Source organism: Streptomyces sp. BR123 (genome assembly GCF_013401435.1).
In the GTDB taxonomy this organism is placed as follows: domain Bacteria; phylum Actinomycetota; class Actinomycetes; order Streptomycetales; family Streptomycetaceae; genus Streptomyces.
Map to the genome: position 1 here is coordinate 12,054 of NZ_JACBGN010000074.1, position 15,064 is coordinate 27,117.

Below are 15,064 nucleotides of genomic sequence, written 5' to 3' on the forward strand. Positions count from 1 at the left end.
CCCGACCGGGGTCGGCGCGGGTCAGGAGCCGCCCATGGCCTTCTTCAGCTCGGCGGCCGCGTTGCGGTAGACCGGCAGCAGGTCCAGGTCCGGCCCGGGATAGTTGACGATCTCCACCTGCCGGGCGCCGGTGTCCGGCAGCACCGTGCCGGTCGACATGTGGGCGTTGTCCAGGACCAAAGAGGGCTTCTTGGCGGACAGTTCGGCCAGCTGCGCGGGCGTGACCGGCTCCGGGCCGAAGCTGCCGACCGTCGTCGCCCCCGCGAGCTTCGCCGCCCAGACGGTGAAGACCTGGGAGACGGCGTTCGGGCTGGTGCCGCCCGGCCAGGCCGCCTTCAACTCGCCGGACAGACGGGCGTACTCGCCGTCGAAGCCGGACTTCCACTGCGCGGCGGCGGACTCGGTGCCGAACAGCGCGCCGAGCCGGGCCACTTCGGCGCCGACCTTGTCGGCGTCGTTGTCGAGGTTCACCTCCACCAGCTTCGCCCGGGAGCCGGCCGTCTCCTTGATCTTCGCCGCGTACGGTTCGAAGGGGGCGTACAGCACGAAGTCGGCTTGGGCCACGGCAGCGAGGTCGGACGGCTTCGGGTCGTAGTCCGGGGCGTGGTGCACCGACTGCGGCACGATGACCTTCACGTTCTCGGCGCCTGCGGCCTTGGCGAAGGCCCCCTCCCAGGCGGTGGTCACGACCACCACCGGCTTCACCTTCCGCTCCCCGGCCCCGGCCGGGGCCGCAGCGGTCGGCTCGGACGACGTCCCGCTGCCGTCCGCGCAGCCGGCGGTGAGGAGCAGGGCCGCACTCAGTGCGGCGAGGGGGGCGATGCGGACGCGGATGCGCGCCATGTGGTGTTTCTCCGTTCGGGTACGAGATGGACGGCGAGGACGACCGCCCCCGCCGTCAGGACGAGAACCGGACCGGGAGGCCAGTCCAGCCGGAGGGCGAGGAGGAACCCCGCCAGGTTGACGGCGACGCCGATGCCGACCGCCCACAGGGTGATCGACTTCAGTGAGCTGCCGAGGCGGCGTGCGGCGAGCGCGGGCAGCAGGGTGAGCGCGTCGACCAGCAGGGCGCCGGTCAGCTTGAGCGCGCCGGCGACGGAGACCGCGACCAGCACCAGCAGGGCGGTGGTCAGCAGCTGTACCGGCACCCCGCAGCACTGGGCCAGCTCCCGGTCGTACAGCAGCAGGGCCACGTCCCGGCGGCGCCACAGGAACAGGCCGGGGACGGCGGCCGCGAGCACCCCGAGGACCACGAGGTCGGCGGTACCCACGGAAAGGATCGACCCCCACAGCAGTGCGAACGCCCCGGAGGCGTTGAACCCCGACACGGCGAGCAGCAGCAGGGCCGCGGCGATGGCGAGGCTCATCAGCAGCCCCATCGCCCCGGACAGCCCGGCCGGAGTGCGGGCCAGCGGCGCCACCCCGGCACCCGAGAGGGCGCAGGCGACCAGGGCGCACAGCATCGGGTCGAGCCCGGTCAGCAGGCCGGCGGCGATGCCCAGCAGGGCCACGTGCATCATCGCGAAGCGGACCGGCATGATGTCGAGCCCGACGATGACGACCCCGATCACCGGCAGGCCGATCGCCGCGAGCAGCAGCGCCGCCCCGGCGCGCTGTACGGGGACCAGCTGGAGCAGGGCGCCGACATCGGCGGTGGCGAGGGTGGTCACCGGACCTCCCGCAGCCGCCCGGCGGCCATCTCCAGCACCCGGTCGCAGCGTTCGGCCAGGGCCCGGTCGTGGGTCACCACGACCAGGGTGACGGGCAGTGCGGCCAGTGCGTCGGCGGCCGCCGCCTGGCCGGCGAAGTCGAGGGCGGCGGTGGGCTCGTCCGCGAGCAGCACCCCGGCCCCCGCGGCGACGCAGCCGACGGCCCGGGCCAGGTACATGCGCTGGAGCTGGCCCCCGGAGAGCGTGTGCAGCGGCCGCTCTGCCAGCGCGGCCACGCCCAGGCGCTGCGCGGCCTCGGCGGCCCCGGGCGGGGAGGTGCCCGCCGCGAGCAGTTCCCGGCCGAGCAGGGGGAAGCGGCCGGCCGCCGGCTTCTGCGGGATCCAGGCGCAGGCCCGGCGCCGCCAGGCCCACTCGGCGGCTGTCCGGGCGTCGCGGCCGCCGACCAGGACGCTGCCGGCGGTGGGCCGGTGCAGTCCGAGGACGGCCCGCAGCAGCGTGGTCTTCCCGGAGCCGTTCGTCCCGGTCAGTGCCACCCGCTCGCCGGCGGCGATCTCCAGTTCGGCGCCGGTGACGGCGTCGACCCTGCCGTGCCGGCAGCTGACCCCGCGTATCCGTACGTCCAGTCCACCCATTCCCTGCCTCCCTGCCGCGGTGCGTGCAGGAGCGGGACCGGAGCGGACGGCTCCTGCCTGCCAGTAGTCGGCCGGCGGGCGCGCAGGGTTCCCGCGGGATGGGCGGCTTCCGTCAGCGGCGGCGGTCGGGGCTGCCGGGAGGGCTGCCGGAGGGGTGGCTCACCAGCCGAAGCGGCGGTCCACCACGGCGGAGAACTCCTCGAAGGTCAGGACACGGTCGCCGTTCTGGTCGGCCGCGTCGAAGAGGGCGGAGGACTCGGCGTCGTCCCCCACCCCCCAGAAGGGGATCACCCCCTGCGCGGCGAGGGTGGGGCCCTTGGCCCGGAGGGCCTCGATGACCTCGGCACGCGTCAGGGTGCCGTCCTGGTCGAGGTCGAGCGCGTCGAAGAGCTTGCGCGCCTTTTGGCTCATCACCATGTCCTGCTTCCGTGGGGCTGTACGCGCCGGTCGGCCGGGCGTCCTGTGCAGAGGGACGCAGCGGCCGGCCGCCGGGTTGCGCGACGTGCCGACGGCCCGCTGGCACGTCGGCCCGTCCGGCCCGTCGGCCCGTCGGCCCGTCGGTACGTACGCCGAAGGGGGCGTACCTGCCGTTCCGGCCGGTACGCCCCCGTGGGGAGCGGGCGGGGGAGGACCCGCTCAAGGGTTGATCAGGACCGGCCCGCGGTCTTCGGGCTGCTGTCGGCCGCGGTCCGCGCCGCGATCTGCGGGTTGCGGGACTTCAGCACGGCCCAGCCGATGGCCAGGCAGACCGCCCAGCCGGCACCCACGTACAGGGAGATGCGGCTGTCGGGGTCGATGGCGATCATCGTGGTGACCAGCAGCAGGAACGCGACGGCGATCCAGCTGCAGATCGTGCCGCCGGGCGCCGGGAAGGAGGAGGCGGGGAGCTTCCCGGCGTCCACCGCGCGGCGGTAGCGGATGTGGCTGACGAGGATCATCAGCCAGGTCCAGATGCCGGCGGCGGTCGCGACCGAGGTGACGTAGCCGAAGGCCTTCTCCGGGACGACGTAGTTGAGGACGACGCCGATGCCCATGAGGGCGGCGGAGAGGGTGATGGCCACGGCCGGGGTCTTGGTGGAGCTCAGCTTGCCCAGCAGCTTGGGGGCCTCGGAGTTGGCGGCCAGGTCGCGGAGCATACGGCCGGTGGAGTACATGCCGGAGTTGCAGGACGACAGGGCCGCGGTGAGGACCACGAAGTTGACGATGGCCGCACCGGCCGGGATGCCGATCTTGGCGAAGGCCGCGACGAAGGGGCTGACGCCCGGCTGGAACTCGGTCCACTTGACGACCATCAGGATCACGCTGAGGGCGCCGACGTAGAAGACGATGATGCGCCACGGCAGGGTGTTGATGGCCTTGGGGAGGGTCTTCTCCGGGTTCTCGGACTCGCCCGCGGTGACGCCGACGAGCTCGACGGCCAGGTACGCGAACATGACGCCCTGCAGGGTCATCAGGCTGGAGCCGACGCCCTTCGGGAAGATGCCGTCGAAGGCCCAGAGGTTGGACACGGCGGCGGTGTCACCGGCGGCGCTGAAGCCGAACGTCACGACGCCGATACCGATCACGATCATGCCGATGAGGGCGGTGACCTTGACCATCGAGAACCAGAACTCGATCTCGCCGAAGATCTTCACCGAGATGAGGTTGGCGACGTACAGGACCACCAGGAACACCAGGGCCGTCACCCACTGGGGGATGGCCGGGAACCAGTAGTGCATGTAGATCGCCGCGGCGGTCAGCTCGGCCATGCCGGTGACCACCCACATGAGCCAGTACGTCCAACCGGTCACGAAACCGAAGAACGGACCGAGGAACTCGCGGGCGTACTCCGCGAAGGAACCCGAGACGGGCCGGTACAGGAGCAGCTCGCCGAGTGCCCGCATGATGAAGAAGACGATCACGCCGGCGAGGGCGTACATCAGGATGAGGCTGGGCCCGGCCTTCGCGATGTTCGCGCCCGCGCCCAGGAAGAGGCCGACGCCGATGGCGCCGCCGATGGCGATCATCTGGACCTGGCGGCTGCCGAGCCCGCGCTCGTAGCCCTCCTCGGGCGTGCTGCCCGCGGCCGTGTTGTCGCCGTTGTGCTGTTCGACCTGCGTCGAGGTCATGCTGTGGTGCGCCTTTCCGCTCCATGCCGATCCGCGCCGCGCACGGCTGCGAATCGGGTTCCGATCCCCCGGATGCTGATGGAGTTGCTGCCGGCGGTGGCCGGCTCCAGCGCCCCTGCTCGGACGTGGGTGGTGTCCGGCAGGCGGTCGTGAAGGTGTACCACGCCTGGCCACGACGGACCGTGGCGCACATCACCGGCATAACGGTCATTCGCCTGTGACCTGGCCGAAAGGCCCTCCCTCGGTGACGCGATCGTTATCCGGATCTGAGCCTCCGCTGAGCGAACGCCGATTGCCACTATGGCAATGCGTGCCACTTGGAACGCGCCCCTATCGGAAGGTGAACACAGAGCGTTGCTGCCGCGGCCGCACCACGGGGACCATGCGAACGGACCGGCGCTGGAACCCAGTTGAATGTGCCGTGGCCCCATGGAGCGGAGATCCCGCACGGCTGCCGCCCTCGCCGCGGCCTCCCGGCAGCCGTCGGCCGGTCACCGTCGGTGTCGGATCGACAGCTGCGCCGGAGGACGGCCCAGGGCGAATGAGCGGGTGAGGCAAGCGCACGGGCCCCGGCCCCGGCCCCGGCCCCGGCTCCGGCTCCGTACGACTGTTCGCCGTCGACTGCCCGCACGGCAACCTCCTCCCCGTCGACGGGGAGGCCGACCGCGTCACCTTCGTCACGAGGTAGCGCAGTACCGCCGTACCGCGGCGCGGCAGGGGCACGGCGACCGCCGTGACCGACCGCCCGGCCCCGGGCGCATCGGGGCGCGGTGCCGGGCGGCCCAGACCGGTCGCGGCGATCGCCGTCCGGTCAGTCCTGCTGCGCGGGGGTGAGGGCGCCGATCAGGGCCGACACGGCCTCGACGGCACTGCCCTCGTGGTCGCTGCCGGCCGTGCCGCTGCTGCGGTACTGGACGTTGGCGGTCCGGTCGACCTCCAGGAACGAGTCGGCACGGGAATTGTCGACCACCGTGATCAGACTCCCGTCGGCCGCCGCGGGCGCCGCCGCCGCACCGAGCAGGGCCGCGGCGATCGCCGGGACGGCCGCCGCCCGCATCCGCCCGCTCACGCCCCCACCCGTTCGGCGACCGGGCGCAGCCGGGCCACGTTGTCCTCCAGGAGCCGGGTCGCGGCGGTGACGCCGATCCCGCCCTCGGCGGACACGAGGGGCAGGCGCCCGTCGTCACGCCGCAGGTCGCGCAGCGCCGAGTCCATCGCCTCGTGGGCGGCGAAGAGGCACGGCGTGCTGTAGATGGCCACGTCCACGCCGAGCTCGGCCAGCTCGCCGAGCGAGAGCCGCGGCGACTTCCCGCCCGCGAGCTGGTTGAACAGCAGCGGCTTGTCGCCGACCACCTCCCGGATCCGCCGGATCCACTCCACGCTGCGCACCCCGTCGACGAGGACGACGTCGGCACCGGTGGCCGCCAGGCGCTCGGCCCGGTGCAGGATGTCGGCCTCTTCGGTGGCGTCCGTGCGCGCCACCACCACCATGTCCCGTCGGACGGCCAGCACCATCTCCAGCTTGTCGAGGTACTCCTGGAGGGGCAGCACCTGCTTGCCGTCGGCGTGCCCGCACCGACGCGGGCGCTGCTGGTCCTCCAGGATCACGCCGGAGGCCCCGATGCGCTCCAGCCCCTCCACCACGTGGCAGGCCACCTCCGGGTCGGCGTAGCCATCGTCGATGTCCACGAGCAGGTGGTGCCGGGGGAACGCGCCGCGCAGGCGCTGCACGAAGGCGACCATGTCCGGCCAGGCGATGAACCCGATGTCCGGCAGCCCGTAGTAGGACGCGGCGAAGCCGAACCCGGAGACGAACATCCCGTCGTAGTGCCGGGCCGCGATGGAAGCCGAGTACATGTCGTACACGCCGATCAGGGGGGTGGTTCCCGGCGCGGCGATCTGTTCCCGCAACTTGTTCCCGTAGGTCAACATCTGACTCCTCGTCATGGCGAAGCAGCACAGAGACATGGCAGGACCGTCGCAACACGACGGTCCTTTACCAAAGCCCGATACTTTCCTGGGACAACCGGGAAACTCCTGAGGCGAGCGCTTTACTCACTCTCCAGGGGGAGCGATTTCACCAGAGAAACGTCACTGGGCGCGGGACGCGGACCACCGCCGTCCACCGGTCCGGGGCAGGCCGACCCGGGCGTCCTCGCCACCGGCTGCCTTCCGCCCGGCCCGGGCCCAACGAAGCCGTCCCACAGCCCGGCGGCCGGGCAGCAGGGACCGCCCGCCCGGGGGTATGACGGGGCCGTCCCTCAGCGGTCGTCCCGCATCTCGTCGAGGTCGCCCTCGCTCAGCTCGTGCATGACGTCGCGCATCGTTGCGTCCTCCCGCCCCCGCTCGTGCGCGATCTCCTCGGGGCTGCGCGGCCGGCCGCCCGTCCTCAGCCGGTCCGGGTCCGGCGACCGCCCGCGGATCCGGTCCCTGTCCTGCCTGTCGCTGTCGCCGCCCATGGCCTTTCACACTCCCTTGTCGTCCGCCCGTAGCCGACCGCATCTGCTGCGTCACCGCGCGGGCGCACCGCTCGGCGGCGGCTGCCGCCGCCCGCCGACCGGCGCCTAACCGCCCGGCCGCCCGCCAAACCTCCGCCCGGCACATCGCGCTCGTCACCGGCGCGCGGGAGCCTGCCGCCCCGACCGGTGACGGGAGCGCACGGCCGGCCGCAGCCGAGCACGCTCCCGTCCGGTCACGAACGAGTGCGCGCCGTCCGGGCCGGCGGTCGCACGGCCGTCGCCGTCACAGGGCCAGGACGATGCCGTAGGCGAGGAAGAAGAGGGCCACGATGAGGACCAGCGCGACGATCAGGGCGAGCGGACCGCCCGCCCAGCCCCGCTTCAGGGGGCGGTGCGGGCCGGTGCCGGTGCCGGTGCCCGACTCAGCCGGCGGGGTCTCGCCCGGCGGCACACCGCCGCCCGGCGTCAGCCCCGTCGTCCGCCGCGGATCGGGGTCCGGATTGCTCAGGGGATGGTTTCCGTTCATGCCCGGCGCCTCCCCGCGAAGGGCGCCGGTATGCACGGCAGCGGACACCGTTCGGCAGGCACCGTCGGTGTGCTCAAGCCGGTCCGCGCCTCAAGCCGGTCCGCGCCCCTGCCGATGCAGGAGGAGGGGCAGCACCCCGCGCCCGCCAGCCGACCCCAGGAGCCATCCGTGCCGGAATCCGGCCCCGGCCTCGACGCCTTCAACACGGCCGTGGACGGACCCATGTACGTGGTCACGGCCGCGTCCCGCGGCAAGCGGGCCGGGTGCCTGGTCGGGTTCGCCTCGCAGTGCTCGATCGATCCGCCCCGCTTCGTCGTCTGGCTGTCGACCGCCAACCACACCCACACGGTCGCGCGCAGTGCCCGGTACCTCACCGTGCACCTGCTCCGCAGCGACCAGCGGGCACTCGCGGAGCTCTTCGGCGGCCGGACCGGGGACCGTGTGGACAAGTTCGCCCGCACCGGCTGGCGGCCCGGCCGCGACGGCGGCCCGGTGCTGTCGGACGCGGTCGACTGGTTCACCGGCCGGATCCAGGGGGTGATCGCGGGCGGCGACCACGAGGGCTTCCTCCTGTCCCCGGTCGACGAGTCCCCGCCGGCCCCCGGCCCGCGCGTCCAGCCGCTGCGGTACGCCGACGTACGCGACCTGAAGCCCGGCCACCCGGCCTGAGCCGTTGCGCACTGCCCGTCTCGGGCCGTGGGCGGGAGCGGAACCACGCACCGGGGCTTCGTTCCGGTCCCGGCAGCCGGGTGTCCGCCTGCGGGCGGCAGACCCTCGGCGGGAGGAGCAGTCGCGGGCCGGGGCCGCCGTCCGACGCCCGGCGCGGTGTACTGCGTCGGCCACCGCGGCTCCCTGCCGCCGGCGGCCGCCTTCGGGGTTTCCCGGCATGACGCGCCGGCGACGGGGCAGGCGCCGAGCAGTGGTGTCCGGGCGACCGGCCCGGACCGCTGGATCGGAGGCATCCCATGGGACACGGTGGAGACGCCGTCAAGGAACTCACTGCCGACCACGACGAGGTGAAGGACTACTTCGCGCAGCTGCGCACCACCACCGAGGGCCCACGGCGGCGGGAGGTCGCCGACCTGCTGACCATCGAACTCGTCCGCCACTCGGTCGCGGAGGAGCAGTACCTCTACCCGGCCGTCCGCGAACACCTCGACGACGGCGACCGGATCGCCGACAAGGAGATCGCCGACCATTCCCGGGCGGAGGAGATGCTCAAGGAGCTGGAGGAACTGGACCCGTCCGGCCCCGAGTTCGACCGGTGCGTGGAAGAGCTGCGCATCGAGGTCCTCGCCCACATCAAGGACGAGGAGGAGAACCTCTTCCCGGCCCTGCGGCACAACTGCCCGCAGCAGGACCTGGACGACCTCGGCGACAGCATCCGGCGCGCGAAGAAGCTCGCACCGACCCGCCCGCACCCCGGCAGCCCGTCCACCCCGCCCGCCAACAAGCTCCTCGCCCCTGGCCTCGGCCTCGTCGACCGGGCACGGGACCTCGTCACAGGCCGCGGCAAGGGCGCCTGAGCCGCCGCCGCGGCTGCGCCCACGAAGACACACCCGCCCACGAAGACACGAAGGCACGAAGGCACGGAAGGAGAGGGCCATGCCCCGAGGCTCTTCCCCCAAGCGGGAACGACAGTACGAACACATCAAGGAGTCCGCGCTGGACCGCGGCGAGTCCGAGAAGCGGGCCAAGGAGATCGCCGCCCGGACGGTGAACAAGGAGCGTGCACGCTCCGGCGAGTCGGACACCGCCAGCCGATCCTCCACCCAGGACATGTCCTCGTCCAAGCGCGGCGGACAGCGGTCGCACAGCGGCTCCCAAGGACCGACGAAGGAGCAGCTGTACAACGAGGCCAAGAAGCGGAACATCAAGGGCCGCTCCCAGATGGACAAGGCCGAACTCAAGGAGGCCCTGGGCCGTTGACCCGGGCCTGCGGCCTTGAGCCGTGGCCAGTGCCCCCTGCCGTTGCACGGGCCAGCGGGAGGCGGTGCCCGGTGCGGTATTGCGTCAGAGGGCCACGTCGAGCGTGAGGCAGGTGCTCGACGAACCCGCCGGGGACATGCCGCGGACCGTGACCAGGCCGATGTGGCCGGTCCCCGTCGTGAGGTACATCTGGCGTCCCACGCCCAGCCTGTTGACGTACACGTTCTCCGTGAAGCGGGTCTCGGCGCGGCAGGCGGCGAGGCCTGGCCCGGGGACGAGGAGCGCGAAGGTGCTTGCACGGCTCTCGGCGTCGAGGCAGCCGCCGGTGTCGTACGAGAGCCCGTGGTTCCCGTCCTCGCCCTCCTGGGGTGCAGCAGGTCCTCGCCGAGGGTGAGGTGGTAGTGCGCGGTCAGGTTGATGTTCTTGTAGTCGGCCGGCGCCGGGTCGGGGCGGGCCCCGCTCGCGGAGGGCTTCGTGCCGGTCCCCGCGCCGCTGCCGCCGCCGGCTCCGGAGGAGGCCGACGTTCGCGGACCGGCACCGGGCGATGACCTCGGCGACCGACGGCCGGTCCGCCGGGTCCTTGGCGGGGCAGCGGGTGACGCGCTCGGACAGCCGCGACGGCACGCCGGACAGCGGGCTCCTCGGGCAGATCCGGTACAGCACCCCGTGCGAGGAGCCCTCGCCGAAGGCGGGCGAGCCGGTGGCGGCGTACGCGGCGACCTGGCCGAGGGTGAAGATGTCGGTGGCGGGCCCGACGCCCCGGCCCGCGGCCTGCTCGGGCGCCATGAACGAGGGGTGCCGACGGCCACCCCGCTGCCGGTGAGGGGTCGCGTCGGCGGCGTGCGCGATGCCGAAGTCGACGCGCGGGCCGTCGGCGGCCGGCAGGACGTTCGACGGCTTCACGTCGCGGTGCACGTTGCCCGCGGCGTGGGCCACCTGGAGCGCCTCCGCGACTGACCGTTCGTCACCGTGCTGTCCCCCGTCCAGGCGGTGCGGTGCGCGCCGTGCCTGTCCGAGCCGGAGCGCTCCGGAAACCCCGGAGCCCGCACGGGCCGCGGTCGGCCGGGGCCGCCGTCCGCGCCCGGACACGCCGTACGGCCCGCGCGAACGGGCACACGTGTGGATCACTGGATAGACTTTCGGGTATGGAGGAGCGGCCTGTCGCGTCGATCGCGCGTCCGAGCCGGCACCACCGCGTTCGCGGAGGCGCCGCCCGCGCGGCCGGGTGAGGGGTGCCATGGGCACGGCGTCGAACCTGAGCGTGTACGCGGGCGGCCGCGGCTCCGGCCTGATCGGCAAGCAGATCGCGGGATACCGGGTCGAGCGCATGCTGGGCCGCGGAGGGATGGCCGTCGTCTACTCCGCGAAGGACCTGCGCCTGGACCGTACGGTCGCGCTCAAACTGATCGCCCCGGAGCGCGCCCGTGACGACACCTTCCGGCGCCGCTTCACCCATGAGTCGCGGGTGGCCGCGTCCATCGACCACCCGCACATCGTGCCCATCTACGAAGCCGGCGAGACCGAGGGCGTCCTCTACATCGCCATGCGGTACGTCTCCGGCCTCGACATGCGGGCCCTGCTGGACCGGGAGGGCCCGCTCCCCGTCGCCACCGCCCTGCGCATCGCCGGCCAGGTGGCATCCGCGCTCGACGCCGCCCACGAGCACGACCTCGTCCACCGGGACGTCAAACCCGGCAACATCCTGGTCGCCGCGGGCACCGACAGCGACCACCCCGAGCACGTCTACCTCACGGACTTCGGGCTGACGAAGAAGTCCCTGTCGCTCACCGGGTTCACCACTGCCGGCGAGTTCGTCGGAACCCTCGACTACATGGCACCCGAGCAGATCTCCGGCCGGCCGGTCGACGGTAGGTGCGACCTCTACAGCCTGGCCTGCGTGGTGTACGAATCCCTCGCGGGCGGTCCGCCATTCGAGCGCGAGGAGGACGCCGCGCTGCTGTGGGCCCACCAGTACGATCCGCCGCCCCCCGTGACCGAGAAGCGGCCGGACATCCCGCCCGCCGCCGACGAGGTCCTGGGCAAGGCCCTGGCGAAGGTACCGGAGGACCGCTACGACTCCTGCCTGGAGTTCGTGGCCGCCCTGCGCGCCGCCACCGGGATCGCCGGCCGCCGCTCGGATCCCGAGTCCCGGGTGGATCACCGGCCCGGGAGCGCGGGGGGCGGCGAGCCGCCGCCGGAGCCTCCGGCCTGGGCCGCCCCGGTCTTCCGCGGCCCGTCCAGCGGGCCGCTGTGAACGCGGGCGGGGGTCACAGCCCCATCGAGACGGCCAGGCGGGTCATCTCCGCCGTGGTGTTGATGCCCAGCTTGGCGCGGATGCGGCGCAGGTAGGCGTCGACCGTGTGCTTCGACAGCCCCATGTTGCGGGCCGTCTGCAGGTAGGTGCAGCCGGAGGCGATGTGGCGCAGGGCCTCCTGCTCGCGCGGGGCCAGCGCGGAGGCGGTGGCTTCGGCAGCCGGGGCGGTCGAGGGGGCCGGGGCGGTGAGGGTGAGGCTCATGGGATTTCCTCCGACGAATCGGTTGGGTCATCTCTGCTCACACCCTCGGAAGCAGGGGATCTATACCGAATGTCGGTATTTGTCCCTGCTCAAAAGACTGGCTGCGCGACGTCATGGCGCTGTCCGTCGACTGTCACAGGCGTGTCACAGGGCCCGCCCGTCCCGTTTCAGAAGCCGACGAGGGACTGCTCGGCCCAGATGGTCTTGCCGACGGCGGCCGGCCGGGTGCCCCAGCGCTGGGCCAGCTGGGCGACCAGCAGCAGCCCCCTCCCTCCCTCGTCGAAGGTCCGGGCCCGCCGCATGTGCGGGGCCGTGCTGCTCGAATCGGAGACCTCGCAGATCAGCGTGCTGTTCTGGTGGATCAGCCGCAGCTGGATCGGCGGCTGGCCGTACCGGATGGCGTTGGTGACCAGCTCGCTGACCAGCAGCTCCGTGACGAACGAGGCCTCCTCCAGCCCCCAGGCCGCCAGCTGGTCCGTGGTGTACCGGCGGGCCTGGCCGACGACGGACGGGTCGGAGGACAGGTCCCAGACGACGACCTGGTCGGCGTGCAGGGCCCGGGTCCGGGCGACGAGCAGGGCGACGTCGTCGTCGGGAGGGTGGGTCAGCAGGGCGGTCAGGACGCGGTCGCAGACCGTGTCCAGCGTGTTCGCCGGCCGGTAGAGGGCGGCGAGCATGCTGTCCAGGGCGTCGTCGATGTCCCGCTCGCGGGGCTGGAGCAGGCCGTCGGTGTACAGGGCGATGATGCTGCCCTCGGGAAGCTCCGCCTCGGCGGTCTCGAAGGGCAGTCCCCCCAGCCCCAGCGGCGGGCCGGCCGGTACGTCGACGAGGTACACCGAGCCCTCCGGCGAGACCACGGCCGGCGGGGGGTGGCCCGCCCGGGCGAGGGTGCAGCGGCGGGTCACCGGGTCGTAGACCACGTACAGGCAGGTGGTGCCGATGCCCCCCGCGGCCTCTCCGCCGGGGTCCTGCTCGCCCTCGTCCGCGGACAGGTGGATGATCAGGTCGTCGAGGTGGGTGAGCAGCTCGTCGGGCGGCAGGTCGACGTCGGCCAGGGTGCGTACGGCGGTGCGCAGCCGGCCCATGGTGGCGGCCGCCCGCATGCCGTGGCCGACGACGTCGCCCACGACCAGGGCCACCCGCGCGCCGGACAGCGGGATCACGTCGAACCAATCGCCTCCCACCCCGGCCTCGGTGCCGGCGGGCAGGTAACGGGTGGCGATCTCGAGCGCCGCCTGCTCGGGCAGCGTGTGCGGGAGCAGGCTGCGCTGCAGGGTCATGGTGGTGGTGTGCTCGCGGGGCTGCCGGACCGCGCCGTGGATGCCGGCGGCCGCCCGCTGCGCGAGCTCCTCGGCCAGCCACAGGTCCTCCGGTTGGAAGGGCTCCCGGTGCAGCTGGCGGCCGAAGAGGGCCACCCCGAGCGTGGTGTCGCCGGCCCGCACCGGCACCACCATCATCGAATGGGTTCCGTACTCGCCGATCCAGGCGGCCCCGGCGTCCTGCTCCGCCCACCGGGCGACCGCCGGGTCACCCGCCCCGTACACCGCGCCACGGCCCGCGGCCAGGCACTCGGCGGGCGGCGACAGCAGCGGGTAGACGGTCGTCCCGCCGACCGAGACACGGGACTCCGGCCCCCCTTCGAGCACCGACCGCACCGCGGTGCGGGTGACGGTGACCGGGCCCGCCCGCGGGCCGGGCGCGGGCTCGTCGCCCCGCGGGAGGGGTTCGAGCAGGTCGACGACGGCGAAGTCGGCGAGCCGCGGGACGGCGACGTCGACCAGCTCCTGCGCGGTGCGGGCACTGTCCAGGGCCGTGCCGATGTGGGCGGCGACGTCGCCCTGCAGGTGGAGGCGCTCCCGGACGCCCTTCCCGGCACCGACCCGGTCGTGCGCGGCCAGGCAGACGGCGCGCACCCGGCCGTCCGGGTCCCGCAGCGGGGCCAGCGAGGCCGCCCAGCCGTGCTCCGATCCGGCGGCCGTGGGACGGACGAAGGCGTCCACGTACTGCGGCTCCCCCGTCTCCAGGACCAGGCGCATCCTCCGCTCGGTCTCGTCGCTCACCGGGTCCGGGGCGATCTCCGGCAACCGCAGGCCGCGCATCTCGGCCTCGGTGAGGGACAGCGTGCGCTCCATACCGTCGTTCGCCTGCACCAGACGCAGCTCCGCATCGAAGATCGCCAGGAAGCAGGGGGACTGGGTGAACGCCCATTCCTTCAGCTCCTTCAGCTCCTTCAGCGGCTCGCCGGCGAGGGCAGCCGGCCCGCCGGGCACGGCGCAGACCACGAACCACTTGGCGGTCCCGCCGCTGGACGTCCAGCGGTGCGCGAGCAGCCCCGGCTCCAGCCGGTGCCCGTTCCGGTGCCGCAGCGCGACGGTGCCGCTCCACCGCTCCCGGCCGGGCGGGATCCACTGCGCCGCGCCGTCGGCGGCATCGGCGAGCAGCCGTTCGGCGGGCAGCCCCACGACCTCGGAGGACACGTAGCCGAGCAGCCGGGTGGCACCCTCGCTCCACTCCGTCACGATGCCCTGCTCGTTGATGGTGGCCGTGGCCGTGTACGCCCGCTGAGAAGAGGCGTCCGTCTCCTCCGGCCGCTCACCAGGAGAGGTGGGAAGTTGCTCCATCGCCGCTCACTCGCCCTCGCTCGTTCCGCGACCGCTGTCCCACGGGAAGTCCCGCGAGACCGCACGGCCAGAGGCCCCACTGACAAGCATGATCCAGCGGCGCAGGGAGCACCAACGCAGTCCGGTCCGCACGGTTCCCGGGGGCGGCGGCCACGCGACTGCGCGGGGACCCGGAGGGCGGGCACTGCGCCCCGCCTGCTGCGCCACCGCACGGCGCCGTCCGTCGAGGAGGGGCGTCCGCAGCACCGGGACGGGAAAGCCGAGCGGCGAAGCGGCGCACCGTGGCCGCCGGGGCCCGCGCACGCGGCCACGCCCACCGGTTCCGGTACGAACGCCGCCGCAGTACGAGGGCCGCCGCGGTACGGACGCCGTCGCGGTACGAAGGCCGGCGCGGTGCGAGGGCCGCCGCGGTGTGGACGCCGCCGCGACGCGGCAGGGCCGACGGAGCGGAGACGGTGTCGCAGACCGAGCCGGGCCCCGGAGGGCGGGCACTGCGCCCCGCCTGCTGCGCCACCGCACGGCGCCGTCCGTCGAGGAGGGGCGTCCGCAGCACCGGGACGGGAAAGCCGAGCGGCGAAGCGGCGCACCGTGGCCGCCGGGGCC

Annotated in this window: 16 protein-coding genes; 4 read left to right on the top strand and 12 right to left on the bottom strand. The window is 73.4% G+C overall.

From position 1 onward, the window contains the following. Window positions 1–21 precede the first annotated feature (21 nt). From HYE82_RS14665 to HYE82_RS14705, 9 genes are all read right to left on the bottom strand, one after another. Window positions 22–843 carry a metal ABC transporter solute-binding protein, Zn/Mn family gene (locus tag HYE82_RS14665; RefSeq protein WP_179174481.1) on the bottom strand — a complete coding sequence of 274 codons (822 nt, stop codon included), beginning with the start codon at window positions 841–843 and terminating at the stop codon, window positions 22–24. Continuing rightward, a complete protein-coding gene (locus HYE82_RS14670) occupies window positions 801–1,670 on the bottom strand; it encodes a metal ABC transporter permease (RefSeq protein ID WP_179174482.1) in 870 nt (289 codons plus the stop codon). Before HYE82_RS14670 ends, HYE82_RS14665 begins: the two co-directional genes overlap by 43 nt. Then, window positions 1,667–2,302 (bottom strand): ABC transporter ATP-binding protein, encoded by a 636-nt coding sequence (locus HYE82_RS14675; protein WP_179174483.1) that lies wholly within the window; start codon window positions 2,300–2,302, stop codon window positions 1,667–1,669. The genes HYE82_RS14670 and HYE82_RS14675 overlap by 4 nt, the downstream gene beginning before the upstream one ends. 159 nt (window positions 2,303–2,461) lie before the next feature. Next, on the bottom strand, window positions 2,462–2,713 hold the full coding sequence (locus HYE82_RS14680) for an EF-hand domain-containing protein (protein WP_179174484.1): 252 nt from the start codon (window positions 2,711–2,713) through the stop codon (window positions 2,462–2,464). Window positions 2,714–2,949: 236 nt separating this feature from the next. Then, entirely contained in the window at window positions 2,950–4,410 is a 1,461-nt protein-coding gene (locus tag HYE82_RS14685; protein WP_179174485.1) for an amino acid permease, read from the bottom strand. An 811-nt stretch (window positions 4,411–5,221) separates the two neighbouring features. After that, window positions 5,222–5,479 (bottom strand): hypothetical protein, encoded by a 258-nt coding sequence (locus tag HYE82_RS14690; protein WP_309144323.1) that lies wholly within the window; start codon window positions 5,477–5,479, stop codon window positions 5,222–5,224. Then, window positions 5,476–6,339 (bottom strand): oxaloacetate decarboxylase, encoded by an 864-nt coding sequence (locus HYE82_RS14695; RefSeq protein ID WP_179174496.1) that lies wholly within the window; start codon window positions 6,337–6,339, stop codon window positions 5,476–5,478. The genes HYE82_RS14690 and HYE82_RS14695 overlap by 4 nt, the downstream gene beginning before the upstream one ends. A 332-nt stretch (window positions 6,340–6,671) precedes the next feature. Beyond that, the gene (locus HYE82_RS14700; RefSeq protein ID WP_179174486.1) at window positions 6,672–6,869 is read right to left on the bottom strand and encodes a hypothetical protein; all 198 of its coding nucleotides are present in this window, start codon (window positions 6,867–6,869) and stop codon (window positions 6,672–6,674) included. A 283-nt stretch (window positions 6,870–7,152) separates the two neighbouring features. Further along, on the bottom strand, window positions 7,153–7,395 hold the full coding sequence (locus HYE82_RS14705; protein ID WP_179174487.1) for a DUF6480 family protein: 243 nt from the start codon (window positions 7,393–7,395) through the stop codon (window positions 7,153–7,155). 222 nt (window positions 7,396–7,617) lie between these two features. Here HYE82_RS14705 and HYE82_RS14710 point away from each other — a divergent pair, with 222 nt between their 5' ends. The 3 genes from HYE82_RS14710 (at window position 7,618) to HYE82_RS14720 (ending at window position 9,324) form a co-directional block, all read left to right on the top strand. Continuing rightward, on the top strand, window positions 7,618–8,064 hold the full coding sequence (locus HYE82_RS14710) for a flavin reductase family protein (protein WP_256987237.1): 447 nt from the start codon (window positions 7,618–7,620) through the stop codon (window positions 8,062–8,064). Between the two features lie 296 nt (window positions 8,065–8,360). After that, the gene (locus HYE82_RS14715; RefSeq protein ID WP_179174488.1) at window positions 8,361–8,921 is read left to right on the top strand and encodes a hemerythrin domain-containing protein; all 561 of its coding nucleotides are present in this window, start codon (window positions 8,361–8,363) and stop codon (window positions 8,919–8,921) included. A 79-nt stretch (window positions 8,922–9,000) separates the two neighbouring features. Then, window positions 9,001–9,324 carry a plasmid stabilization protein gene (locus tag HYE82_RS14720; RefSeq protein WP_179174489.1) on the top strand — a complete coding sequence of 108 codons (324 nt, stop codon included), beginning with the start codon at window positions 9,001–9,003 and terminating at the stop codon, window positions 9,322–9,324. Window positions 9,325–9,408: 84 nt separating this feature from the next. On the opposite strand, the gene HYE82_RS38980 is transcribed toward HYE82_RS14720, so the two are convergent. Next, a complete protein-coding gene (locus HYE82_RS38980; RefSeq protein WP_306439582.1) occupies window positions 9,409–10,653 on the bottom strand; it encodes a protein kinase in 1,245 nt (414 codons plus the stop codon). Between HYE82_RS38980 and HYE82_RS14730 the strand changes: the two genes are divergently transcribed. Then, complete coding sequence (locus HYE82_RS14730; RefSeq protein WP_179174490.1) at window positions 10,562–11,578, top strand: serine/threonine-protein kinase; 1,017 nt, start codon at window positions 10,562–10,564, stop codon at window positions 11,576–11,578. The genes HYE82_RS38980 and HYE82_RS14730 overlap by 92 nt on opposite strands. Window positions 11,579–11,591: 13 nt before the next feature. Here the strand turns inward: HYE82_RS14730 and HYE82_RS14735 are convergent, their stop codons facing one another. Further along, the gene (locus HYE82_RS14735) at window positions 11,592–11,840 is read right to left on the bottom strand and encodes a response regulator transcription factor (RefSeq protein WP_179174491.1); all 249 of its coding nucleotides are present in this window, start codon (window positions 11,838–11,840) and stop codon (window positions 11,592–11,594) included. A 167-nt stretch (window positions 11,841–12,007) separates the two neighbouring features. Next, on the bottom strand, window positions 12,008–14,461 hold the full coding sequence (locus HYE82_RS14740; RefSeq protein ID WP_179174492.1) for a SpoIIE family protein phosphatase: 2,454 nt from the start codon (window positions 14,459–14,461) through the stop codon (window positions 12,008–12,010). Window positions 14,462–15,064: the final 603 nt, after the last annotated feature.

Coding starts and splice junctions, on each gene's coding strand:
- HYE82_RS14665 (WP_179174481.1), bottom strand. CDS start 843: ATGGCGCGCATCCGCGTCCGCATCGCCCCCCTCGCCGCACTGAGTGCG.
- HYE82_RS14675 (WP_179174483.1), bottom strand. CDS start 2,302: ATGGGTGGACTGGACGTACGGATACGCGGGGTCAGCTGCCGGCACGGC.
- HYE82_RS14680 (WP_179174484.1), bottom strand. CDS start 2,713: ATGAGCCAAAAGGCGCGCAAGCTCTTCGACGCGCTCGACCTCGACCAG.
- HYE82_RS14685 (WP_179174485.1), bottom strand. CDS start 4,410: ATGACCTCGACGCAGGTCGAACAGCACAACGGCGACAACACGGCCGCG.
- HYE82_RS14700 (WP_179174486.1), bottom strand. CDS start 6,869: ATGGGCGGCGACAGCGACAGGCAGGACAGGGACCGGATCCGCGGGCGG.
- HYE82_RS14705 (WP_179174487.1), bottom strand. CDS start 7,395: ATGAACGGAAACCATCCCCTGAGCAATCCGGACCCCGATCCGCGGCGG.
- HYE82_RS14710 (WP_256987237.1), top strand. CDS start 7,618: ATGTACGTGGTCACGGCCGCGTCCCGCGGCAAGCGGGCCGGGTGCCTG.
- HYE82_RS14715 (WP_179174488.1), top strand. CDS start 8,361: ATGGGACACGGTGGAGACGCCGTCAAGGAACTCACTGCCGACCACGAC.
- HYE82_RS14720 (WP_179174489.1), top strand. CDS start 9,001: ATGCCCCGAGGCTCTTCCCCCAAGCGGGAACGACAGTACGAACACATC.
- HYE82_RS14730 (WP_179174490.1), top strand. CDS start 10,562: ATGGGCACGGCGTCGAACCTGAGCGTGTACGCGGGCGGCCGCGGCTCC.
- HYE82_RS38980 (WP_306439582.1), bottom strand. CDS start 10,653: ATGCGCTCGACCCGGTATCCCGCGATCTGCTTGCCGATCAGGCCGGAG.
- HYE82_RS14735 (WP_179174491.1), bottom strand. CDS start 11,840: ATGAGCCTCACCCTCACCGCCCCGGCCCCCTCGACCGCCCCGGCTGCC.
- HYE82_RS14740 (WP_179174492.1), bottom strand. CDS start 14,461: ATGGAGCAACTTCCCACCTCTCCTGGTGAGCGGCCGGAGGAGACGGAC.